This window comes from Pseudomonas delhiensis (assembly GCF_900187975.1).
Lineage (GTDB): Bacteria > Pseudomonadota > Gammaproteobacteria > Pseudomonadales > Pseudomonadaceae > Pseudomonas > Pseudomonas delhiensis.
The window spans coordinates 1-20,209 of sequence record NZ_FZPC01000037.1 but is presented as its reverse complement, the minus strand read 5'-3'; the positions used below and the strand labels follow the sequence as shown (position 1 = coordinate 20,209).

The window sequence follows — 20,209 nt, the reverse complement described above, 5'->3', positions numbered from 1 at the left end:
CGAGGCGATGCCTTACATCCAGCGTGATGCCGAAGGCCGGCTGATACGCGTCGAGAGCGCCGCCTTCGCCGGCATGAGCGGCAGCCTGGCCGACGGCGACGAGGAAGTGCGCGCCTGGCGCGAGGCCGAATCCAGCCTGCACCAGTTGCAGCGCAGCGACCTGGAGATGATCCGGGTGCTGGAGGACCTGATCTCGGTGCTGATGGCCAAGGGCGTCATCCGCATCACCGACCTGCCCGAGGCAGCGCGCTCCAAGCTGCTCAGCCGCACCCAGGCACGCGAGGCGCTGGGCGGCCTGCACCGGCTGATCGACGAGGACGAGGATGGCGGGTTGATCTGACGCGCGAAATCGCGGACGGAGTCCGCTCCTACGACGGTGTGTCCTGGAACCGTAGGAGCAACTGTCTTCTGGGCTCCGTCGTTCGCGGGAGTGACTGGATCAAAATTCGCGTCTCCCATCTCGCCCCATTGTAGGAGCGGGCCCTGCCCGCGAATCGCGCGCAGGGCGCGCTCCTACAGGTGGGACAGCGGTGGTGGGGTGGAGACCTTGTCCGCCCTACGGGGAACCCGAGAGCCTCGTGGTTCCGCATCGCGCCGGACGGTCGCGGGAATGACGGAGGTGTGAGGATGACGCCGGCCTTTCCTCCCGCAGAGGACAGCCCCCTCTCCCGCTTGCGGGAGAGGGTCGGGGTGAGGGCGCTCTTGAGCCCAACGCCTATGTCATCGGATGGCATGGGCGCCGGCCTTGCCGGCGAAATCGCGGATAAGATCCGCTCCTACAGGTTGCCGGGAAACACGTACGCGTAGGGCGCATAACCGTTCGCGCTTATCCGCCGCCGGCCATAACACCGGGCTCACCCCTTCCCCCACGGCCTCGGCGCGCCGAACAGCTGCCCCTGCACGCCCTGGATGCCCATCCCCCGCAGCACGCGGAACTCCGCCTCGGTCTCGACGCGCTCGGCGATCAGCGGCAGGTCGATGCTGTGCGCCGCGTGCTGCATGGCCTCGATGAACAGCCGCTTGTCGTTCTCCACGTCGATGGCGCGGATGTGGCTGCCGTCGATCTTCAGGTAGGCCAGGCCCAGGCGCGCCAGGTTGCCGATCATGCTGAAGCGGCCGCCGAAGTGCTGCAGCGCCAGGCCGTAGCCCAGCTCGCGCAGGCGCCGGGTCAGCGCCTCCAGGGCGGCCTGGTCGGGCAGTTGGTCTTCTTCCAGCTCCAGCACCAGGCGGCCGCCGTACTGCGGGTGCTGGCGCAGGCGTTCGAAGGCCCGGGCCAGGGCGCGTTCGTCGCGCAGCAGCGCGCCCGAGAGATTCAGCGCCAGCACCTGGTCGTGGCCGGCCAGGTGCGCCAGGGTCAGGTCGAGCATCAGCAGGTCCAGCTGCGCCGACCAGCCGAAGCGCTCCAGCCAGGGCAGGAAACGCCCCGCCGCCAGGCTGCCGCCCTGCCCGTCCGGCAGGCGCGAGAGCACCTTGTGGTGCAGCACCAGCTCAGCGTCCTCGCAAGCCACCACCGGCTGGAAGTACAGCTCGAAGCGCTTATCGCGCAGCGCCCGCTCCAGCAGTTGGTGCCAGCTGTGGCGCGCATCGGCCAGCGGCGTCGGCTCGCCGTCCAGCCGCGCCCAGGCGCAGTGCTGCTGGCGCTCGGCCTGGGCCAGGGCCTGGTCGACGCCCTGCATCAGGCTCGCCGGCGCCTCGCCGGGGTGGAACGGCACCAGGCCGATGGCCGCGACCCGCGGCTGGTCGCTGGCGCCGGTGCTGGCCAGGCTGGCGAGCATGCCTTCCAGGCGCGTGGCCAGTTGCTCGGCCTCCTCTTCCAGCAGCCCCGGAGCCAGCAGGGCGAACTCGCCGCCGCGGGTGCGTGCCAGGGTGCGCCCGGCGCCCAGGCCCTGGCTGGCGCGCTGCAGCTGCTCGGCCACCGCCTTGAGCAGGGCGTCGGTGCGCTGGCCGCCCAGGCGCTGGTTGAGCCCGGCGAGGTCGAGCACCCGCAGCAACAGCAGGTAGCCGCTGCTGACCTGGTCCTCGGCGCTCAGCCGCGCCTGCAGCTGCAGGTCGAAGAAGCGCCGGTTGCCCAGCCCGGTCAGGCTGTCCTGGTAGGCCTCGTCGCGCAGCCGCTCGCTGCGCTCGGCCTGCTCCTGGAACAGCGCCTTGAGCTTCTCCACCATCTGGTTCATCGCCTGCACCACGCGGCGCAGCTCCGGGGTACGCGGCAGTTCCGGCAGGCTGAGGAATTCGCGGCGGGCGATGGCGTGGGACTGCGCCACCATGTAGTCCAGCGGGCGCAACTGGCGGCGCAGCAGCCAGGCGCCGAGCAGCGCGCTGGCCACCCCGCACAGCAGCAGCCAGCCGAGGCTGCCCAGGGCGCTCTGCCAGAGCTTGGCGATGGCGAACATCGGGTGGCTCACCACCTCCACCCGCGCCGCCTGGGTCCAGCCGCGGCTGACCACGGCGTCGCCGCCGGCCGCGGGCAGGCCGATCAGCGCAACGAACCACTGCGGCGCGCCCGAGGCCACGGCGTCCGGCACGCCCTGGCGCTCCACCATCACCTTGCCGGTGGCCAGGTCGACCACGCGGATGCGCTCGAAGTAGCCGCTGTCGAAGATCGAGCTGACCATCAGCTCGACCATCGCCGGGTCGTCGATGTGCGGGGTGAGCGACAGCCCCAGCGCCGTGGCGGCGTCCTGGGCATGGGAGCGCAGTTGGTTGACGTACTGCTCGCGGGAGCTTTCCAGGCCGACCATGAAGCTGCCGCCGAAGGCCACCACCAGGAACAGGCAGATGGCGATCAGGAGTTGTTTGAACAGGGACATCTCGACTCCGCTACTCGCGCGAGGGGAACCCCTCGGCCTCCATTTTCCGCAACAGGTCCTGCCAGCGCGACAGCCGCTTGCTGTCGCCCACCTGCTTGTCCGCGCCGGCGTTGGCCAGCCACAGCCCCTCGCCGTTGAAGGCGTACACCGGCTGCAGGTCGTCGCGCTGCGAGGCCGGCAGGATGCTGCCGATCAGATTGTCCAGCACCAGCGGCACCGCTTGCGGCCGCGGGTAGTAGGTCAGCACCATGTGCGCCTGGTTCAGGCGCAGCGCCTTGACGTAGGTGATGCGCAATTTCTGCGCCGGCACGCCGAGGTGGCGCAGGCTCACGTACTTGGCGATGGCGAAGTCCTCGCAATCGCCGGCCCCCTTGGACAGGGCCTCCACCGGCGTGGCCCAGTAGTCCACCTGGTGCCACAGGCCGAGGTCGTCGGTGAAGCGCAACTGGCGGTTGAAGAAGTCGTTGACCGCCCGCAGTTGCTGTTGCTCGTCGGCCCCCGCCTCGTCGGCCAGCATGCGCTGCCAGGCCTCGATGCGTGCCCGGCCGGGCCCCAGAGGGCCATACAGCGCCTCGGCGCGGCGGGCGATCAGGGTGAAGTCCCAATCCGCCGCAAGCCACCCCGGGAGCCATGCGAAGGTACCGCTCACGACCATGGCGGCCAGCCACGGCAAGCGCCGCCGCAAGCCCCCCATTCGCCCGTTCGACAACATCGTCACTTCCTGCCAGCGGACCATCCGGCGCCCCGTGGGGGCCGGCGCCGAATGGTGCGGGCTGGCGCGGAAAAAGGCAATGGCAAAATGAAATCACACAGCCCGAAAGCCCCTCGCATGGCTGTCGGAAAAGCCAGGCCGGGCGCCTCTGTATCGCTTTTATGTGGAATAGAAAATCAAGTCAGTCAAGTGCAAGCTCCGGCAGACGGCGCCAGTTGAATGTCGACACGTCGATTCCTCATGCGCCCGCTCTCGGTGCCATTATCTGCAATTGGCTGTTCAGCCCCTTTGCCTTGAACGACAAAGCAGCTTTCGGGGATGTCTCCCATGCTTTGCATCCATTGCTTCACCGCCTCAGCCCTTTCCCGCGATAGCTCCAGATTCCGCTTCGGATCACCTGAGGTATCGCTGTGTCCGGTGATGACGATCAACCAGCCAGGCTGGGCTTTGATGTCGATCAGACTGTTGACCAGGACCTTCGTCGACTCCGGTTTGAGTTCGGCACGTCCGGGAGGAAACAGCACCAGGCTATCGAGGTGGATCGGCTCGGTTGTGGCCTGCCCTTGTGTGCCTGGGCTAGCAGTGGGAGGCGACGTAGTGGCTGACGGGAGGTTGCTTTGCCACCACCAGCCGAACAGCCCGGTCAGAAGTAGCAGAATCAGCAGTGCAAGAAGCCACGGCCATGAGGCTCTGCGCTTAGGTTCCGAGGCTAGGTCGGTTGCAGGTTCTGTGGCATCCAGCTTGAGCACGACGACGGCCGGCGCCGAGCTTTGCCTTGAGCCCGCAACCGGTCGCCTCTTCGCTCCAGCAGGCTTGCGGGCGGCAAGTTTTGCCTCGTCTACCGGTGTTGCCGTCGGTATGGCCGTTCCCATGGCTGGGACAATATCGCGCGTTAGGCGCTGTAGTGTCGCGTGTACCTGCTTGCGCAGTGCCTGCAGAGGCATCAAAGGCGCCTGCACCTGCACCTCTAGTTGCTCGCTCAGCTGAGGGTGCCGGCGCGGCAGTTGAGGATGCGCTGCAGGTTGTCGAGCACCGAGAGCAGGACCTGGTCCTCCTCACGCACCCGATGCAAGTCCAGCTCGCCGGTGAAGTTCTGCAGCAAGAGTTCGTACAATGACGGGTTCTGTTCGCTCACCACCAGGAGTCCTTCGTCGGCAATGGAACCAGGTTCAGCGCGTTGTCACCCAGTTCGATCACCCGCGGCTGATCCGGATCCAGATCCTCACGGGCCAGCACGATGCGCCAGGTATTGTTCTGGGCATCGGGCGAGCGGAACAGCGCGACCACTGCCACGAACTGTGCGTCAGGGGACAGCGGCACGTTCAGTTGCGCCCCCTCATCGGGCTTCACCACCAGCCGCTGCGAATCGAGCAGATCCGCCGCCAGGACGCTATCACCCTCGTTGAGAAGGCCCTGGTAGTCCGCCTCATCTATCGTCTTGCGGTCCTTCAGCTGATAAATCCGCACCAAGGTCGAGACTGACAAGCCGGACATGTCGGCGCTTTGGGTGTTGAGGGCTGCACGGGCGTTCAAGTCCAGATGCAGCACCTTGACCTGTTTATAGAAAATGCCGTGCGCGATGGAGCTGCCTCCGTCCACGGCGCGCTGGGTCAAGCCGCAACCGCCGAGCAGAACGGCAAACATCGTGGTGGCCAGCAGCATCTTAAATGCGGTACGCGACATGCTGTGTCTCCCTGGGTTTCATGTTCTGGATCAGTCCTTGGTAGCGACCGAGGTTGACGGTGATGCACGGCTGCTCGGCAGGGTCCGGATTGCCGGGGTCCAACCCCAGCACGCCGGTGAGCCCCAGCCATACGGGAGGGCCGCCCAATACCGGTTTCGGCAGGCATTTCACGGGCAGGGTTAGCGCAAGCTTGGCGGTGCAGCGCCACCCCAGGTACACCCGCAAAGGCACCAGCAGGTCGGTGTGCAGCTGTTGTCCCGGCAACCAGCCTTGGGCCTCGGTCAGGTCTTCGGTGAGCAGTTCCAGCCGCACCTGGCTATTGGCATCCGCGCCAACGCTTCCCAGCGGTGTGCCCTGGGACAGGCTGACCGGGATTTCGCGTGACAGGCTGGCCGGCTGAGCCAGCGGCACCTTGCGCGGCCAGTGCGGTGTCACCCGTACTTGGGTGTTTGGCGCCAACAGTTTCACCAGTGCACTGATGCCCTCAGCGTTTCGCGTGGGCAGACGCATGACGCTGAGCAGCGCGAGAAAACGTGAGACCGGCGTGGCGATGTGGTTGGCCGTTCCGGGGATGCCCAGACCGATCAGGCCGAGCAAGCGGGTACGCACCGTGGGCGGTCGTTCTGGATGCTCCTCGTCGTACTCAATGGCCTTGAGTTCGCCGGCGGGGAAGCCCATGCCGGGGTGCGGGCGGAAACGCACGGCATCGTCGCCGGGCCGCGTGGTCGTGCCCAGTGGTGGATTGCCCGGCGCCGCCACTTCGACCAGTTGGCAGAAGCGATACAGGTTGGCTTCGGAGATGCGCCCAGCCAGCGCGTCCAGCAGGCCGCTGGCCTTCAGCCGGGAATACGCTGATTGTGGTTCTCTTTCCATCGCAGGCACTTACCGGTGGGTTGCAGGACCAGCGTGAGCTGGTTGAACAGGTGGATGTCGGCATACAGGGCGAAGAAGCGGTTGAGCATCTCGCCGAACAGGCTGATATCGCCTTCGCCGCTGAAGCCATTGGCATCCAGCGTCACCTCGATATCCACGCCGCGCAGCAGGAAGCCCTTCTCGAAACGCTGGATCAGGTGATGGCGCACCTCGACGATGGCCGCCAGGCGCCGGCGGTTCAGCTCACTGTGGGTCCAGTCGTACAACGCGAGGGTGCCGCGAAGTACCTCGGCGTTGTCCAGCATCGGCAGGAAGTTCGAACCCAGGTGGCTGAGCACCCGCCAGTGGAAACGGTCCTGGTTGGGCGGGTAACACGGCAGGGTCGGCGCACAGAGATTGCGTACCTTCAGGCCCGGCAGCGGCGACTTCACCAGTGAGTCCAGCAGCGTGCTCTGCAGCGCTTTACGCGGCAGTTGGCCATTGGTGCCGGTTAGGCGCAGGGACAGGCTTTCGGTCTCGCTCAAGCGGTCGGCGTCAAAGCCCTCGCCGCCGAGGATCAGCCAGGTGTCGTGCATGCCATTGGCGCCGCGCTTCATCCGCGTGTGGAAGTAGCGCTCCGGCGCCTCGTCGCGCAGCATGCCGCCCTTGTGGCGGAAGCTGGTGAAGGGCACGTAATCACGTTTCGTGGAGTGCTTGGAGGACGAGACGCTGTCCACCGAATAGATCTCGGTGTGGCCATCCTGCAGGCGCATCGGCCGCAGCAGATAATCGGTTTGCAGCGGCAACAGCGTCAGTGGATCCGCCTCCAGGGCGAACAGATTGATCACCGGCACGGCGTGCAGGCGCATGTGCTCAGCCGTCACTACGAACTCGTGCGGCCACTGCTCGCTCAGCACCACGTCCAGCTCGAAGCTCGACAGCTCCGGCGGGATCGGCATCTGCTCCAGGCCGTGGAGCGTGACGAACATGAATTTCTCGTGGAAGGTGAAGTACTCCAGCAGCAGTTGATAGCCGCTGAAGGCACTGTCGCCCTTGGGCCAAAGCCGGTCCTCATCACCAAATCCCTTCGGCGAGAAATGGCCATCCAGCTTCAGCCGGTCGGTATGCCCAGGCACTCTCACATAGAGTGCCTGGGCATTGAGCGTCAGGGCACGATGCAGTGCGCAGGCCAACGGGCCGTCGGCATTGAGGTAGAGCGGCAGGCGGCTCAGGTCGATTTCGGACCAATTCGCCATCGAGCTACAGGCAAAGCGCAGGCGCAGCACCGAGCGGCCATCCGGCTCACTGGTTACCCGCACTGACTCGATGGACAGCGGGTTCAGCGTCACGTCCTGGGTGGTGCTGTAGTGGCAGCGCGTGCGTTTGGCTCCCACCGGCTGCGACAGGACCTCGAAGCCCTTGGCGATGGTTTCGCAGCGTTTCATTTCGCGAATGTCCGGCGTCAGCTCGACTACCGATAGCGACGGGATGGTACGCAGGTAATGCGGCCACAGCAGGCTCACCAATCCCTCGGTCAGTTCCGGCAGGTCGTCGTCGAGCTTCTCGCGTAGGCGTCCCATGAGGAACGCGAAGCCCTCGAACAGCCGCTCCACATAGGGATCACGCGCGCCCGCTTTGTCCAGGTTGAGCTGCGCGGCCCGGTCCGGAAACGCCTCGGCAAACTCCTTGCCCGCCTCGCGCAGGTAGCGCATTTCGGCGTCGAAATAGCGCAGCGTCAGATTGTCCATGCTCACCACAAAAATCCTGAAAGTAAGAGAGGCCTAGCCACAGAGCACCGCGGCGCGTACGGGATCGGCCGCCACCAAAGCAGCCAGCAGACGTTCCATCTGCTGGGCCAGCACCGTCCTGTCCACGTCGTTGCGCTGGGCCTTTTGCCGCAATAGCTTGAGCAGGCGCGCCTTGACCTCGAAGCCCAGCTCGGGCTCCCAGGCCTGCAGGTGCTGTTGCTGGGCGACGCTGTCCAGCTCGCCGAGCAGGTGGATCGCCAGGTCACTCTTGCAGTACTGCTCTGCCACCCGCGCCATCAACAGACGCAGCAGCCAACGCTGCCGGCCGGTGGTGACGTCGGGGCGTGCCGCCAACCAGGCCAGCGCCGCTTCGACGCCGTCACTGTCGGCCTGGGCCAGCGCTTCGCTTTCCAGGGCCAGGAGGTCGTCCGTCGTAGAACTGGCCGCCACCGGGGTGGAGATCCAGGCAGACGGCTGATTGCCGTTGACGTGCTGCATGATCCAATCGCGCGTGGGTTCATCGGCGAACGGCGTGCCATCGTTCCAGCGCAGTTGCTCGATGCCCGGCAAGCGATCGAGGAACATGCCCAGGTCGCGCTTGATGATGTCCGCCCAGCCCTCATACGGCACACCCAGCTTGCTCAGGCTTTGGCAGAGGTACCACTGCAAGTCCAGCCAGAAGTGGTTCACCCCTTCGGCGTACATGCGCTCCACCTGGTCCAGCAGCTCGGTCCAGCTCTGTTGTAGGTACAAGCGTTTGAGCTGAGCGCGGTACTCGGTGCGCGGCGGCACCAGGCGCGTATTGCCGTTGACCTCCTGCGGCGGTGATTGGTGCACGGTATCCCAGCGCAGGCTGGTCATCAGGCGGTGCGCCGCCAGCCAGCCCTGGGGCTGGTCGCGCAGGTAATTGGCCAGGGCCTTGCCGCTGTCCAGCAGGTCGCGGCCGGATTTGATCGCCGACAGGACCGGGGCCGCTGACTGCGACGTCGGCTCGCTGTGCGCGGCACTGTTCTGCGGCACCAGGGCATTCACGCCGCCTGACTGCGTCAGACGAGCCGTCAGGGCGGCATACAGCGATCCCAGGCCCGGCCGCTCGCTTTCTGGCCAGGCCGAGACGATCTGCTCCAGCCAGGCCAACGCCGCGACCGTGCGCTGCGCCTCGGCTTTGACCACCTCGGGGAACAGCGACAAGCTATCCAGCACCTTGCCGCTGGCCACCCACTCCAGTGCGGTGCGCCGGCTGTTCGGACGAGTCGGCAGTACCTGCTGGGCGAAGCGTTCGAGCAGCGCCGCCACCAGCTCCAGGCCATCGGCGAGCCCGGCCTCGCCATCGCGTTGCGTGCGCGCCCAGAGGTAGTAGGTGGCGATCCGCAGGTCCTTGCAGCGTTGCTTGAGCAACTGCTCCGCCAGCGCAATGACCCGTTCCACATCCGCGCCGGAGAGTTTGTTGACCTCCTCGCGCAGGCATTGGAAGTCATCGTCGTAGCCGGGGTCTTCCCCCACCGGCGTCGCCGCGTCGATGGGCGCCAGCCAGGGTTCCCAGCGCTGCGCCTGGGCCTGCGCCAACGCCACGGCGTCTTGCCCATCCAGGCAGGTGGATATCAGTCCTTGCAAACTCATCGGTACGTCCTATGTCCGTTCATTGCTTCCCTGTTCAATCACGTGGCTTGTGCGCTCGGTATCGATGCCAGGCCGCCGATCCGGCTTTGGTAAGGCTCATGTGGTAGCAAGCTGGACACCAAGTCCCTGCACGCACCTGGACATACATCGCTCGCCAGGTATGCCCGCGGGCGCATTGCCATTGGTAGTGAGCTCTTGCCCCCTCGTAATGCATCGAGAGGCACAGTCCTCCTCGCTCTCGGGCAGTTTCCTGCATGTGCTCCAGCGTGAGCTTTCTGCTCTCAATGTGGCACCGCTGGCACCAGTGGCCGTTACGGATTGCAGCGTATTTGGCCTTCCAGATATGGCCCTCGGCGCATTGCCATTGGTAGTCGCTCGTCGTCGAGACATACGCATCGGATAGGCAAGCACCACCTTTGGCCTCAGCGGCTCGCTGGAGTGTCTGCAGATCAAGGCGCCTCTGTTCATTGGCGCAGTGCGGGCACCAGCTACCCGAGCGAATCGACCCATAGCAGGCTTTCCAGCTGTGCCCCTTTTGGCAGGCCCAATCGTAGAGCGTCCGATCATTCAGGTAATTCGTGGACAGAAACTGTCCTCCTCGTACCACGGCTGTGGCACGTACCTCATCGATCCCCAGGCGCTGCTGGTCAGATAGGCATTTCTGGCACCAGCTGCTTCGACTCAGCATGTTGCTTGGTCGAGCGTCCCAGATATGCCCCTGGGCACAGCGGAACGAATGCTTGCGTTCTCCGCCCAGGTAAATCGGTGAGAGGCACTCGCCACCTCGGCTCTTCGCATATTCCTGCAGTCTCTGCAGGCCATTGGCTGTTAGCTTGGGCCCCTTGGGTGTGCAATGCGGGCAGCGAGAGGTGCGCATCGCCACGGGAAATGAGCGTAACCACTCGTGAGAGGGGTCTTTCAGACAGCGGTATCGGTACAGCTCATTCTTCGTGCCGCGCCAACTGTCCAGGCACTCACTCCCGTCCTGGGCTGCCTTCTCCTGCATGCGCCGGGTCCGGCTATCGGCGCGGCACTGTGGGCATGCACTGAGGCCGGTCAAGTTATCGGCCTTCCACGTAAACTCGTGCCCCGCCTGGCAGCGGAACCGGTAGGTCGCCTGTCGCGTTCGCCAGGTATCGTCCAGACAGGTGACCTGCAGACGCCCCAACGCACGTTTGAAAGCCGGCGGGCATGCGAGCACAACCATTCCCCCTACTCGAACGGATCAGCCACGGCGTAGGGATTTCCCCTCCCAACACCCGTGTCGAAAATGTTTCCTGGCAGCGTGAAACTCCGCAGTTGCAGCAAGGCCAATGGGCCGTTGCCCAGTTCGGTGCGCAGGTGCCAGGTCAGCGGCAGTTGGTCCGGAGTGTTCAGAACCAGCTCGAAGAGCGTGTCGCTGTCGTCCAGCGCCTTCACCTGGGCTTGTTCGAACAGACGGATTAGGCCCCAGGTACCCGAATAATCCCCAAACAGCCGCGCCCCAGCCTTGACGCTGGTCCAGCTCAGCGAGGCGCCCGGATGGTCGGTGCCGCCCGGCCAAGTGAACTGCTGCCAGCTTTCCATCTGGTTGAAGTACTCCAACTTCACCCCATCGAGGATGAAGGTGGTCTCCACCACGCTGCGCACCGGCTTGGCCTGCAGTTGGAAGGTCATGCCCATGCCCCCATCGGTATAGAGGATGTCCGCCAGTTCGCTGAGCTGGTTCACCGCCTTGAGGAACTGCGGATTGAAGTGCAGGCCCTGGCTGTTCGCGCTGTCGGGCACCCAGCGGTTGCCTTCCTTGTGCAGCACACCACCCAGTTGCGAGCTGATGAACTGGTCGATACGGCCGGTGCCGGAGCGGATCATCTGGCCCAGCATGGGCAACGAGGCATCGCTACCGCTGGTGGCAAAGGGATAGCGGCCGTCGAAGGAGCGCTCCCAGTTACCGACGATTGCCCGCTGCCACTGGCGGTTCAGACTGGCGGCCGAGGGCTGAAGTACACCTTCCCAGGCCTGGTTGAGGGGCTGCACGAAGAGGTTCTGGCCAAAGCCATTCCATTCCGCGCCCAGGCTGGCAGCGATCAGGCTGCCGTAGTCAAGGGTGTCGGTGAGGTCGACGCTCTTGCCCTGGAACACGGTTTGCGCCAGGGCTTGGGTCATCGCCTGCGGGTCCGTGGCGGTGGTGATCTGCTGCAGCTTCAGGCGCACCCGCATGACGCGGGTGAGGAAGGCCTGCAGGCTCAGGTTGTCGCTGCCGGCGGTTGCCGAGGGTTTCTCCTTGCCCAGTAGCACGAGGAGCGGACCGAAGGTGCTGTCCAGCGGGCCCTGTGGGCCGGCGGCCTTCTGGTCGATCACCGGCTGTTTGTCCTTGTCCAGCAACTGCTGCGCCGACTTCATCAGCGAGTCGGAGAGCGCCTCGCCCTTGACCCCGGTCTTGCCCTGGTAAGCCAGCGTATTCATCAGGGCAATCAGCGGCGACTGGCGCACGTCGCTAAGCAGGGTCAGCTGGGCGATGGCATCGGACAGGCTGTCCGCCTTGCGCCAACGGATGCTGTTGAGGAACGCCAGCCAGGCGTCGCTGAACTCCTGGAAGTAGCGCTCGGTCAGCTGAGCCTTGAGCACCTCGGGCTTCAGCTCGCTGTCGATCGTGCTTTGCTGGTCGCTCAGCACCCAGTCGATTTCCTCGCGGCGGGCCTCGGCGACTTCGTCGATGGCCTGGCGCACCTGCCCTTCCCAGGCCTGGCGGGTGAACACACCCGGCACGCTGTTGGGGGTATCGAACAGCATCGGCGCATCGGTTTCGCCGACCATGTCCAGCAGGGTCATGACCGCGTAGTTGTTGCTCGCTCGATCGAGCACCTGCTGGTAGAGGTTGGCCATGCCGTTGCGCTGGCCCAGTTGGCCCAGCAGCACCTGCCGGGCTTGAGACACCAGGCTGGGTTGGAGCTGGGTACGCCACTCGGGATGCGCCGCCAGGTGCTGAGCGTAGAAGGCCCAGAGGTTGGGCGACAGGTCTTGCCACAGGCCGGGCGTAACGCCGGGGCGGTCGGGCTCCTCGCGAGTCAGCACCTTGGTCAGGAACTCCGGGTCAGCCTTTTCCGGACGAGCCATCATCAGATAGGCCTTGAGCTGGGCGTGAGCCTCCTCTGCCCGCGACGCACGCTCGGGGCTGTCCGCCGGCAAGGCGGCGAGGTCCGCCAGCTGTTGCTCCAGGTGCTGGGTCGCCACGTCGCGCATCAGGCGATTATTGGCCTGGGCGTAACGCGGCCACAGCACGGCTAAAAGGGCATCGTTCTGGCTCAATCCGAAGCGCAGATACCAGGGCTCGCCATGCTCGCGGCGGTAATCCAATCGCGACATCTCGCGGGTCAGTTCGTGCAAGGCCTTGAGCTGTGCATCGGCATCGCCCTGCGTATTGATCGTCGCCAAGGCGGATTCCACCGTAGCGATCTGGCTGCGGTTGCTCGCGAAGGACAACAGGAAGGCCAGGGCGCAGAGGCCGGCGAGGCAAAGCGCGCCGATGCGCAGGCCGCGCAGCCAAGTCCAGCCCACAGGTTGTCCTTGTGACAGCCGATCATTCAGCACACCGTCCCACACCGACTCGGGCCACCAAGCGCGCTCGCCTCCTGCTTGCGACGCAACCCCGGCCGGACTGAAGAACAATCCACGAAGAGTAACAACCCTATTCACATGATTAAGGACAGGAGCCAGTGCCTCGCTCCACCGGCTGATACCTCGTGCTCCAAGGTCACGGGACAGGCGCAGCAGAAAGTCATGGTTCGCCTGCACGTCCAATTGCCCGATACCTTTCTCACGCAAAGGCGCGACCAACTGGCGCAACGAGGATTCGATCAGTGCCCGCGATGCTTGAGGCGGGAACAGGCAGCCAACCGTCTGACTGACCCGCCCAGTCTGCGCCCAAGCGCTGGGGCATACCTGCCATAGGTACAACGGCGCGCTCCAGTGGAGCTCCTGAGCAAGGCCCCGCAACTGGCGCGCATACTTGCCCAACCACGCCGAGTCCTCGATGATCGCCTCGTCCAGCGCCCAGACAATGCCATCGCATGAGTGGCCCCAGCGCAATTCACGCAGGCAGGTAAAAAGCTCTTGCGACCAAGGCTCGCGCAAATCACCACCACTGAGCAGCACCGTGGCCTGCCCTTCCAGCCAAGCCTGCTCTGTCAGCCCCTGGACCAGCGAGTCGACTCGGGATGCATCGCCCACTACCAGCAACAGGCGCACCTTGGTTCGCCAGCGGCGTCCATAGTGCTCACGCAGATAGGGCTTGAGCGCCGTAAATCGGGAGGCATCTTGGTTACTGTCGGCCCCACCGACAGATTCTTCGGAAAGGCGATCATCTCCCCGTTGGCGCAGGAAGGAAGAGGCCCCGACAGCTCCGGCCAGTAAGCAATAACCACCGACCGAGGACATCCCCAACAAGGTCAGGCCGAAAGCCCCCAATAGCCAACGGATCTGTTTGGCGCTGTCCGTGCGTACGCCCAGCCACTCGGGCCGCAGCCAGACCAGTAGACACAATGCAACACCGGCCAGCAGCCCCAGACTAACCAGCACCCACCATCCTATTGAACGATTACGCATTGCATATCCCTATACAGCTGGCGGCATAACCACCGAACACCACGCCCAAACGCGTTCAGAGCCTTCGCCGGAACAAATAAACTGTGGCCCACCGCCTGCCCGTACCGACTCTGTCGCCGCCGCAATGGCCAACCACGGAGTTGCACATCCGGCATGCCCCAAAGCGGCATCAAGGTCGTGCAACTCCTTGGATGCGCTGACTGGCAATCCTGCTTTATCGAAAGCCTGAGTGATGAGTGGATCACCGGCGGCATCGCTGCCAGCCTTCCACACAGCAGTAATCTGTGAAGCGGCCAATGGCACCCAGTCCAACGCCTGCTGAAGAGACCTGCCTAAGGACTCGGTGGCGCCTTTGTCCACCGCTTCCGGACGGTGCAGATAGGCCATTGGCGTAATCGTCGACTGCGTCAGGCGATTGCCGAACAGCAGCCCCACCACGGTTTCAGCGGAGCCCTCCACCGACTCGGGCGCGAACTGATACGCCACCACCAGCAACAACGCCCGGTCATCGATGCGCCGGTCCAACCAGTGGTCGATCACCGCTAACCCGGCGCCCTCCAATCGTGTCGTGGCTTGCTGGATGCCGGACAATCGCCAGGCTTCGGTCCATGCCTCGACCAAGCGTTGCTCCTCGATGGCGCTGCTGGTCTCCAGCAGCAACGCGAGGGGCTTGTCCGCCGGCAGCTTCGCCAATACCACGGCCAGATCCCCCAGCACCGCCGCAAGCTGGCCGCCTAACTGCTCCTCCGGCAGCAAAGCCTCATCGACCACAAGACGGCTATGACGCACCGAGCCGCCCTGCCAGGACGAGCGAACGCGTATAGCGCTGCCGCCATTGAGCAGCCCGCTACCCTCGTCTCCAACATCCAGCGCCGTGCGCAGACTGACCGCCAGTATCTGCTGCGAACGACGGCCTCGGCGCATCAACCGCGACAACTCCGCCTCCCGTGCGCGATCCCATCCATCGGCAGCAGACTGCGCCCCGAGAAACACCAACAGGCGTAACCCCAGCAGTAGCCCCCAGGCCAGCACGGGTAAACCCAAGGCGAACAGCCAGAATTTCAGCGGCTCCTGCGCGAGCGCTCCGTCCCCTTTCCAGAGGGTTAGCCCCAGACCTACGGCCACGCACGGCAGCAGCGCCATCAGCCAACGCCACAGCCGCAACGGCATGGGTCGCAAGGCCGCCGCCGGCACCTGGTCCAACTTGACCGGCATGCTCAGCTCGCCGTCGCTTCGGGTAGCGAGGTCAGCAGTGCACAGCCACAGGCGCAGCGATGGCCATGGAAGGCCACCGGCACGCCGTGATCCTTGAACACCGGATGGCCTTCGTTCACCACCGTCGGGCCGTGGGCAGGGCAACTTACCTTGTCGCCCACCCGCGCCGCGCCAATGCCGTGGAACCGCATGGTTTGCGAACCCTCTAGCACGCTACCGCCGCTAGTGGTTTTGTCACCAATACGAATGACGCCTTTCATGCTTTCTCTCCACTGTTGAATAACTCATGGCTAACCGCTGGCCAGTTTTCGGCAATGACACCAGCACCTTTTGGCTCACATGCGGAGTACTTCGCTTAAGGTTTAAGGATTTCCGGGCCTTACCTGATGCTCACTGCGAATACGCTCAAGTTCCGCCTGCAACCACGCCTCGGAAGTCTGCGTTCGATTGGCGCAATTCACCTCATAGGGCCTTCCGCTCAAACTGCTTTTACTGCCGGCGAACTCGATAAAATCCTCCGCGCTTTTCACCATGTTCTTCTTCAAAAGATAGTCCAGCTTGCTCTGTAAATGAGCACGCGCCTCGCTTGCCGGATACTGTTTTCCGTTTCGCAGGAAGCTGCAGGGGCTATGTTCAACGAAATCCAATAGCAGGGTTATTTCAGCCTGCGCTGAAGGGGTGATATCCGCCTGCACAAATGGGCACATCAGTGCGAATACGATCAGTAGAAAGCGATACTTATTCCAATTCCAGAGACGCATTGATCACCCCGCCGCAATGAGCGAAATTAAATTTACCGAAAACCTCAGACAGCTTTAAATACGCCAACACACTGCAACAGCTTGTGTGCTATTGCCTAAGCCTCAGCAGCAATCATTCTTGCTAGCTCGACATTCTCTCCTTTAACACCATGAGTTCTCAATACCTCAAAAGCCCGCTCCAGCAGAACACCGTGAATACCTCCTTCACTGGCAACAAAAGAAAGCGCATCTTCATGAGCCATGGCAATCATCTTTCGATCATGCTCTGAAATATCGGAAATTTTTTCTGAAGCCCATTCAGCCGACGCCACCGGAGAGTACAAAGTCACAAGAACAGTAAATGAACTCAATTCTGTATTATCCCAATCTGCAGGCGAGCCGAGCACCACCCCATTAAAGAGAAGAGCCGACAGGATTGGCAATGATCGCCTGATATCCACCCGACAGAAAGCAGCTCCGCAATAAAGCAAGCTCATCAACACCAATAACCTCCTATAAACCCATGACCATAACCGAACTTCCCAATTTCGCAAATACTCGATAACGGAAGAAAAATCCTTATGGGAAATATTGACTCCATACATTCGCCAGAAACCGGCACAAGGCAGGCTTGGCTGCTGTAACACCTCTGGATTTCGTCGGTACGGGATTGCCATTAAGCATCGCCGTAGAAGCTCCATTCCACCGCTTCCACAGTGAGGGTGGTTTTATCCTTGAGCGGCCAGGGACGAACGATGAAGCGCTTGACCTCCCAGGTGGGGAAGATGTCGCCTTCCTTGAACTGACGGATGGTTTCGGTTTTGACGATGGTACGGTCGGCAAGCCAGTGCACGCGCCAGAAGCCGGCACGCGGGCACGCTTGGCCGCTGTGGCAGATATGGAATTCGGTGGTGCGGATAAACTCCTGGGAGCCGGGCAGCGGTTTACCCGTGGCGGGGTCCAGGCCTTTGGCTTTGGCCAGTTGTTCGATCAGCGCTTCGCTGGGCTTGGGCGGCGGGATATTGGCTTCGCGTTCTTCCAGCCATTTCAGTTTGCCGTCCCACGGCGGCAGCTTGGCCGGGGGTAACGGAACAATATCGTTGATCTCGGGGACTTTGGGGCTGGCGTAGGAATAATTGGCGAGGATACGCCAGATTTTCTTGTAGCGGTCGGCGCGTTCGAGATCCTCTTGCTGGCCTAGATAATCAATTGGATCATCTTGGTTTGGGTTACGAAACCCTGCTGATAGACGCGAGGCAGCACTCTCTGCCCCCGCAGCCACACCTATCTGAAATACTTCAATAGCCTCTGCATATTGTTTTTTGTGTTTAAAGTAAATACCTAATGTGACAGCAGCCTTTCCATTCCCTTGCTCGGCTGCGCAACGATACATATCTATCGCGACATTACGTGAAAAATCAACACTATCAAGTTTATCACCCACATAGTATTGTGCATCCGCACTACCTTCATCGGCCGCCTTGCGGAAGTAGCGTAACGCCATTTCCGGATCTTGCTTTAAACCCGCAGCACCTTGCTTCAGGAAGATTCCGACCAAATAATAACCGGTGGCGACCTTGGCATCGATCAATTGTTGGCTCAGTCGGAGATACTCCTCGCCCGTGAGCGCATAATGGCGCCGTATGGAGCCGTTCTGCAGGTTGATATTGGCCTTGGCATGGCCATTTTCGGCGGCGATGCGGTAGAGCCGTTCTATTTGCCCATCCACCGCTTTGTCCTGCTTGAGTTGGTTGTTCCTTTCCAGCCAGCGAGCGTAGTTGAACAGTTGGTCGCTCTCTACCGAGAGCTCTGGTATCTGTTCGTGCTTGCAGGTAAAGGCGAGATTGGCCTTAATTTGGGAAAGCGGGTCCATAGAAGTGTCCTTCTTCGGTGCGGTCACAGCACTAGTGGCGCTACAGGAGCTCAGCAACAGACAGGAAATCAGCAGTAGTTGGCGCATCAGTCTTTATCGCTCAATTTGGCTTCGTCATAACGGAATTCAACTAACGAGGCACATGGCAAAAAACCATTTTTCTGAAATCTTTTGTTGTCATCAATAATCTTCTGCCAAGAGTCAAATGCCTCCGCCGGATCATCCTGCGCCCCCCTATCCTTGGTATGTAGATTCCACAACTCCCGCCGCATCCTCCGGCTCACGTCATACCGCTCATGGGCAATATTCAGTTCGCTGTCCACCTGCATGCTGCGGGTGTTGATATTCGCCGAGCCGTGGGTGGTGAAGACGTCGTTGACGATCATCAGCTTGGAGTGGATGTACACCGGCATCCACGGTCTGCCCGGCGGCGAGTCGGGAGCTACCAGGGAACAGACGTGGATTTTCAGGCCGGGGCGTTCCTCGAAGCCGTAGGGTTTGGCGGCGTCTTCTCCAGGTAGCGGGTCGTCATCGGCGACGGCTGTTTGCGCTTTGTCCTTGGCATCCTCCAGCGGCTCGCCACGCATCAGCTTGGTGACCTTGGGAATGGTGTCGGCCCGTCCGAGGGCGTCGAGCATGCGCTGGGTGTTGACGGTGCCGGGGCCGATGCCTTCTTCGTTGGCATTGGTGACCACGAACAGGTGCAGGGCACCGTGCTTGCCGGGATCGCGGCCGTCGGCGGTCTGGCGCGCAGCGGTCTGCAGGATGGCATCGGCCAGCGGCGGGCAGCGGAAGTACTGGTTTTCGATGTAGATGTACTGGGTGGCGTTGTTGATGGCGCGCTGATAGAGCCGCTCGATATCGCGCTTGCCTTCCTGGGGCTGGGTGCGCAGCAGTTGCGCCATGATCAGGTCGCTGCCTTCGTCGCACTGCTCGAAGGACAGTTTTTCCGCCACCTGCATGGCCTGCCGCGCCTCGATCAGGTCTTCCCCGGTTTCCTCTTCCCAGGCGGTGGCGAAGTTATGGTGCAGGTGCTCCAGAATCGGGCCTTTGACCTTGCTGGAGATGTCCTGGCGCGGCCATTTACCACGCGGGCCAAGGTCTGGCGGCCATGCATCCTTGCCGTGCCCTTTTTCATCGGGACGCTTACGCGCGGAATGACCGCTGGTGTCCCAATAGGCATCGAGCATGTTGTGGCCCATGACGAAGCCAACGGCGTCATCAGGCAGTTCATAGTCGACCAGTACGGTTTTCTGGTGGTGGGTGGGCGCTGCGAAATAGGAGAAGAGCGTCGAGGTACTGATGCCAGGGTCCAGAGCCTCGTTGGCCGCGCGCCAGGCAATCTCCACCCGGTCAGCGAAGCCGAAGCCGCGACTGACGAAGACCGGAAGTCCTTTACTCACCCGGCCCTTCGCTGTCCAACCGGAGACTGAACATTCGGCGAACCATTCACGGTCCTTGGCATACTGGTCATTCGTCGCCGTCTGCCCCTCACGATCCCAGAGATGCGGCCCCTTGCCCGGAAGGTTGGCTTCCCCCGCGTAGCCGGCCGCGTTGAACGGCGCCTCCCAGCCCAGCACGCGCACCTGTATGCCCTTCGCGGCTTTTTGCTTGAGCAGTTCGCCAATCGAAGGACTCTTGCCGTCACGGATGAAGTACATGGACGGCTGGAAACCCCAGCAGATGATGTCGATGGACTTCTTGGCGTCGGCGATGGCCTTGTGGACAGCCTCGAAAGCATCCTCGCCATTGATCAAATACTGGTAGAGCGCCGGCACTGGATGGTACTCGGTGCGCGGGATGAACCAGGGCGCGATGCAGGTGGCTTCATTGGTGTGCTGGAGCGCAATGGGGACAGTGATCTCGCGGGGTTCGCACTGGCTCATGACTGATCTCCTTTCCGGCCTGAAAGTTGTTTGAGGACCCGCGCGTACAGATCACGGTCGTCGGTGTGCTTGACGGGCTGCTTCACTCGGCTGTCGGTTTCCGAGGGATGGTTCTGCAGGCCGTTATTGGCCAAGGCTCCCCGCTCGGGATCGCGGTACTGAGTAGGTACTGGAATGTCGTAGCTCACGCCGCTGCTCAATTCGAGTCGGTAGCGCTGGGTGACGATTTGGTGGTCAAAGGACAGGTAGCCAGTGTCATCCATCACGCCTTTTTGCAGGGCCTTGCCATCGGCATACAGGGTGTACGGCATACCGGCCCACGTGGCCTGGGGGGCAGTAGCGGCTTGTGGTAAGCGGAATCGGAGGCGTTGCGCGGCTTCGAGCTTGGGGTACTCCGGATGGGTAGCCGGCATGCTGGCCGGTCCTTGGTGGTCGAAGTGCGCCGACTTGATCAGGTAGTCACCCTGGGTGCCGGATTCGATGCCGTG

Annotated in this window: 15 protein-coding genes and 2 pseudogenes; 1 reads left to right on the top strand and 16 read right to left on the bottom strand. The window is 62.8% G+C overall.

The genetic code is table 11. The features are described 5' to 3' along the window. Window positions 1–7: 7 nt before the first annotated feature. Entirely contained in the window at window positions 8–340 is a 333-nt protein-coding gene (locus CHC02_RS26045; protein ID WP_089394288.1) for a tryptophan synthase subunit beta, read from the top strand. 514 nt (window positions 341–854) lie between these two features. Here the strand turns inward: CHC02_RS26045 and lapD are convergent. From lapD to CHC02_RS30300, 16 genes and pseudogenes are all read right to left on the bottom strand, one after another. Further along, complete coding sequence (gene lapD, locus CHC02_RS26035) at window positions 855–2,807, bottom strand: cyclic di-GMP receptor LapD (protein WP_089394286.1); 1,953 nt, start codon at window positions 2,805–2,807, stop codon at window positions 855–857. A gap of 10 nt (window positions 2,808–2,817) precedes the next feature. Further along, window positions 2,818–3,462, bottom strand: a complete 645-nt coding sequence (lapG, locus tag CHC02_RS26030; protein ID WP_244161006.1) for a cysteine protease LapG — start codon at window positions 3,460–3,462, stop codon at window positions 2,818–2,820. A 242-nt stretch (window positions 3,463–3,704) separates the two neighbouring features. Beyond that, window positions 3,705–4,463 carry an OmpA family protein gene (locus tag CHC02_RS26025; protein ID WP_089394309.1) on the bottom strand — a complete coding sequence of 253 codons (759 nt, stop codon included), beginning with the start codon at window positions 4,461–4,463 and terminating at the stop codon, window positions 3,705–3,707. 38 nt (window positions 4,464–4,501) lie between these two features. Continuing rightward, a pseudogene (locus tag CHC02_RS26020) lies at window positions 4,502–4,654 on the bottom strand (type VI secretion system baseplate subunit TssE); the annotation flags it as partial. Continuing rightward, window positions 4,651–5,202 (bottom strand): type VI secretion system lipoprotein TssJ, encoded by a 552-nt coding sequence (gene tssJ, locus CHC02_RS26015; RefSeq protein ID WP_089394284.1) that lies wholly within the window; start codon window positions 5,200–5,202, stop codon window positions 4,651–4,653. The pseudogene CHC02_RS26020 and the gene tssJ, both read right to left, overlap by 4 nt. Beyond that, window positions 5,183–6,076 (bottom strand): type VI secretion system baseplate subunit TssG, encoded by an 894-nt coding sequence (locus CHC02_RS26010; protein WP_089394283.1) that lies wholly within the window; start codon window positions 6,074–6,076, stop codon window positions 5,183–5,185. The genes tssJ and CHC02_RS26010 overlap by 20 nt, the downstream gene beginning before the upstream one ends. After that, window positions 6,040–7,809, bottom strand: a complete 1,770-nt coding sequence (gene tssF, locus CHC02_RS26005) for a type VI secretion system baseplate subunit TssF (RefSeq protein WP_089394282.1) — start codon at window positions 7,807–7,809, stop codon at window positions 6,040–6,042. Before tssF ends, CHC02_RS26010 begins: the two co-directional genes overlap by 37 nt. 27 nt (window positions 7,810–7,836) lie before the next feature. After that, window positions 7,837–9,423, bottom strand: a complete 1,587-nt coding sequence (tssA, locus tag CHC02_RS26000) for a type VI secretion system protein TssA (RefSeq protein WP_089394281.1) — start codon at window positions 9,421–9,423, stop codon at window positions 7,837–7,839. A 1,212-nt stretch (window positions 9,424–10,635) separates the two neighbouring features. Continuing rightward, complete coding sequence (locus CHC02_RS25995) at window positions 10,636–14,007, bottom strand: ImcF-related family protein (RefSeq protein ID WP_089394280.1); 3,372 nt, start codon at window positions 14,005–14,007, stop codon at window positions 10,636–10,638. Window positions 14,008–14,016: 9 nt separating this feature from the next. Next, the gene (locus tag CHC02_RS25990) at window positions 14,017–15,222 is read right to left on the bottom strand and encodes a hypothetical protein (protein WP_244161005.1); all 1,206 of its coding nucleotides are present in this window, start codon (window positions 15,220–15,222) and stop codon (window positions 14,017–14,019) included. A 2-nt stretch (window positions 15,223–15,224) separates the two neighbouring features. Next, window positions 15,225–15,482, bottom strand: a complete 258-nt coding sequence (locus tag CHC02_RS25985) for a PAAR domain-containing protein (RefSeq protein ID WP_089394279.1) — start codon at window positions 15,480–15,482, stop codon at window positions 15,225–15,227. Between the two features lie 102 nt (window positions 15,483–15,584). Further along, window positions 15,585–15,983: a YfeK family protein gene (locus tag CHC02_RS25980; RefSeq protein WP_167364850.1), complete on the bottom strand. Its 399-nt coding sequence runs from the start codon at window positions 15,981–15,983 to the stop codon at window positions 15,585–15,587. 95 nt (window positions 15,984–16,078) lie between these two features. Next, a complete protein-coding gene (locus CHC02_RS25975; protein WP_139210245.1) occupies window positions 16,079–16,459 on the bottom strand; it encodes a DUF2388 domain-containing protein in 381 nt (126 codons plus the stop codon). A gap of 179 nt (window positions 16,460–16,638) precedes the next feature. Further along, entirely contained in the window at window positions 16,639–17,835 is a 1,197-nt protein-coding gene (locus tag CHC02_RS25970; protein WP_341845159.1) for an SEL1-like repeat protein, read from the bottom strand. Window positions 17,836–17,921: 86 nt separating this feature from the next. Beyond that, window positions 17,922–19,721: a phospholipase D-like domain-containing protein gene (locus CHC02_RS25965; protein ID WP_089394275.1), complete on the bottom strand. Its 1,800-nt coding sequence runs from the start codon at window positions 19,719–19,721 to the stop codon at window positions 17,922–17,924. Continuing rightward, window positions 19,718–20,209: pseudogene (locus tag CHC02_RS30300) on the bottom strand (hypothetical protein); the annotation flags it as partial. The pseudogene CHC02_RS30300 and the gene CHC02_RS25965, both read right to left, overlap by 4 nt.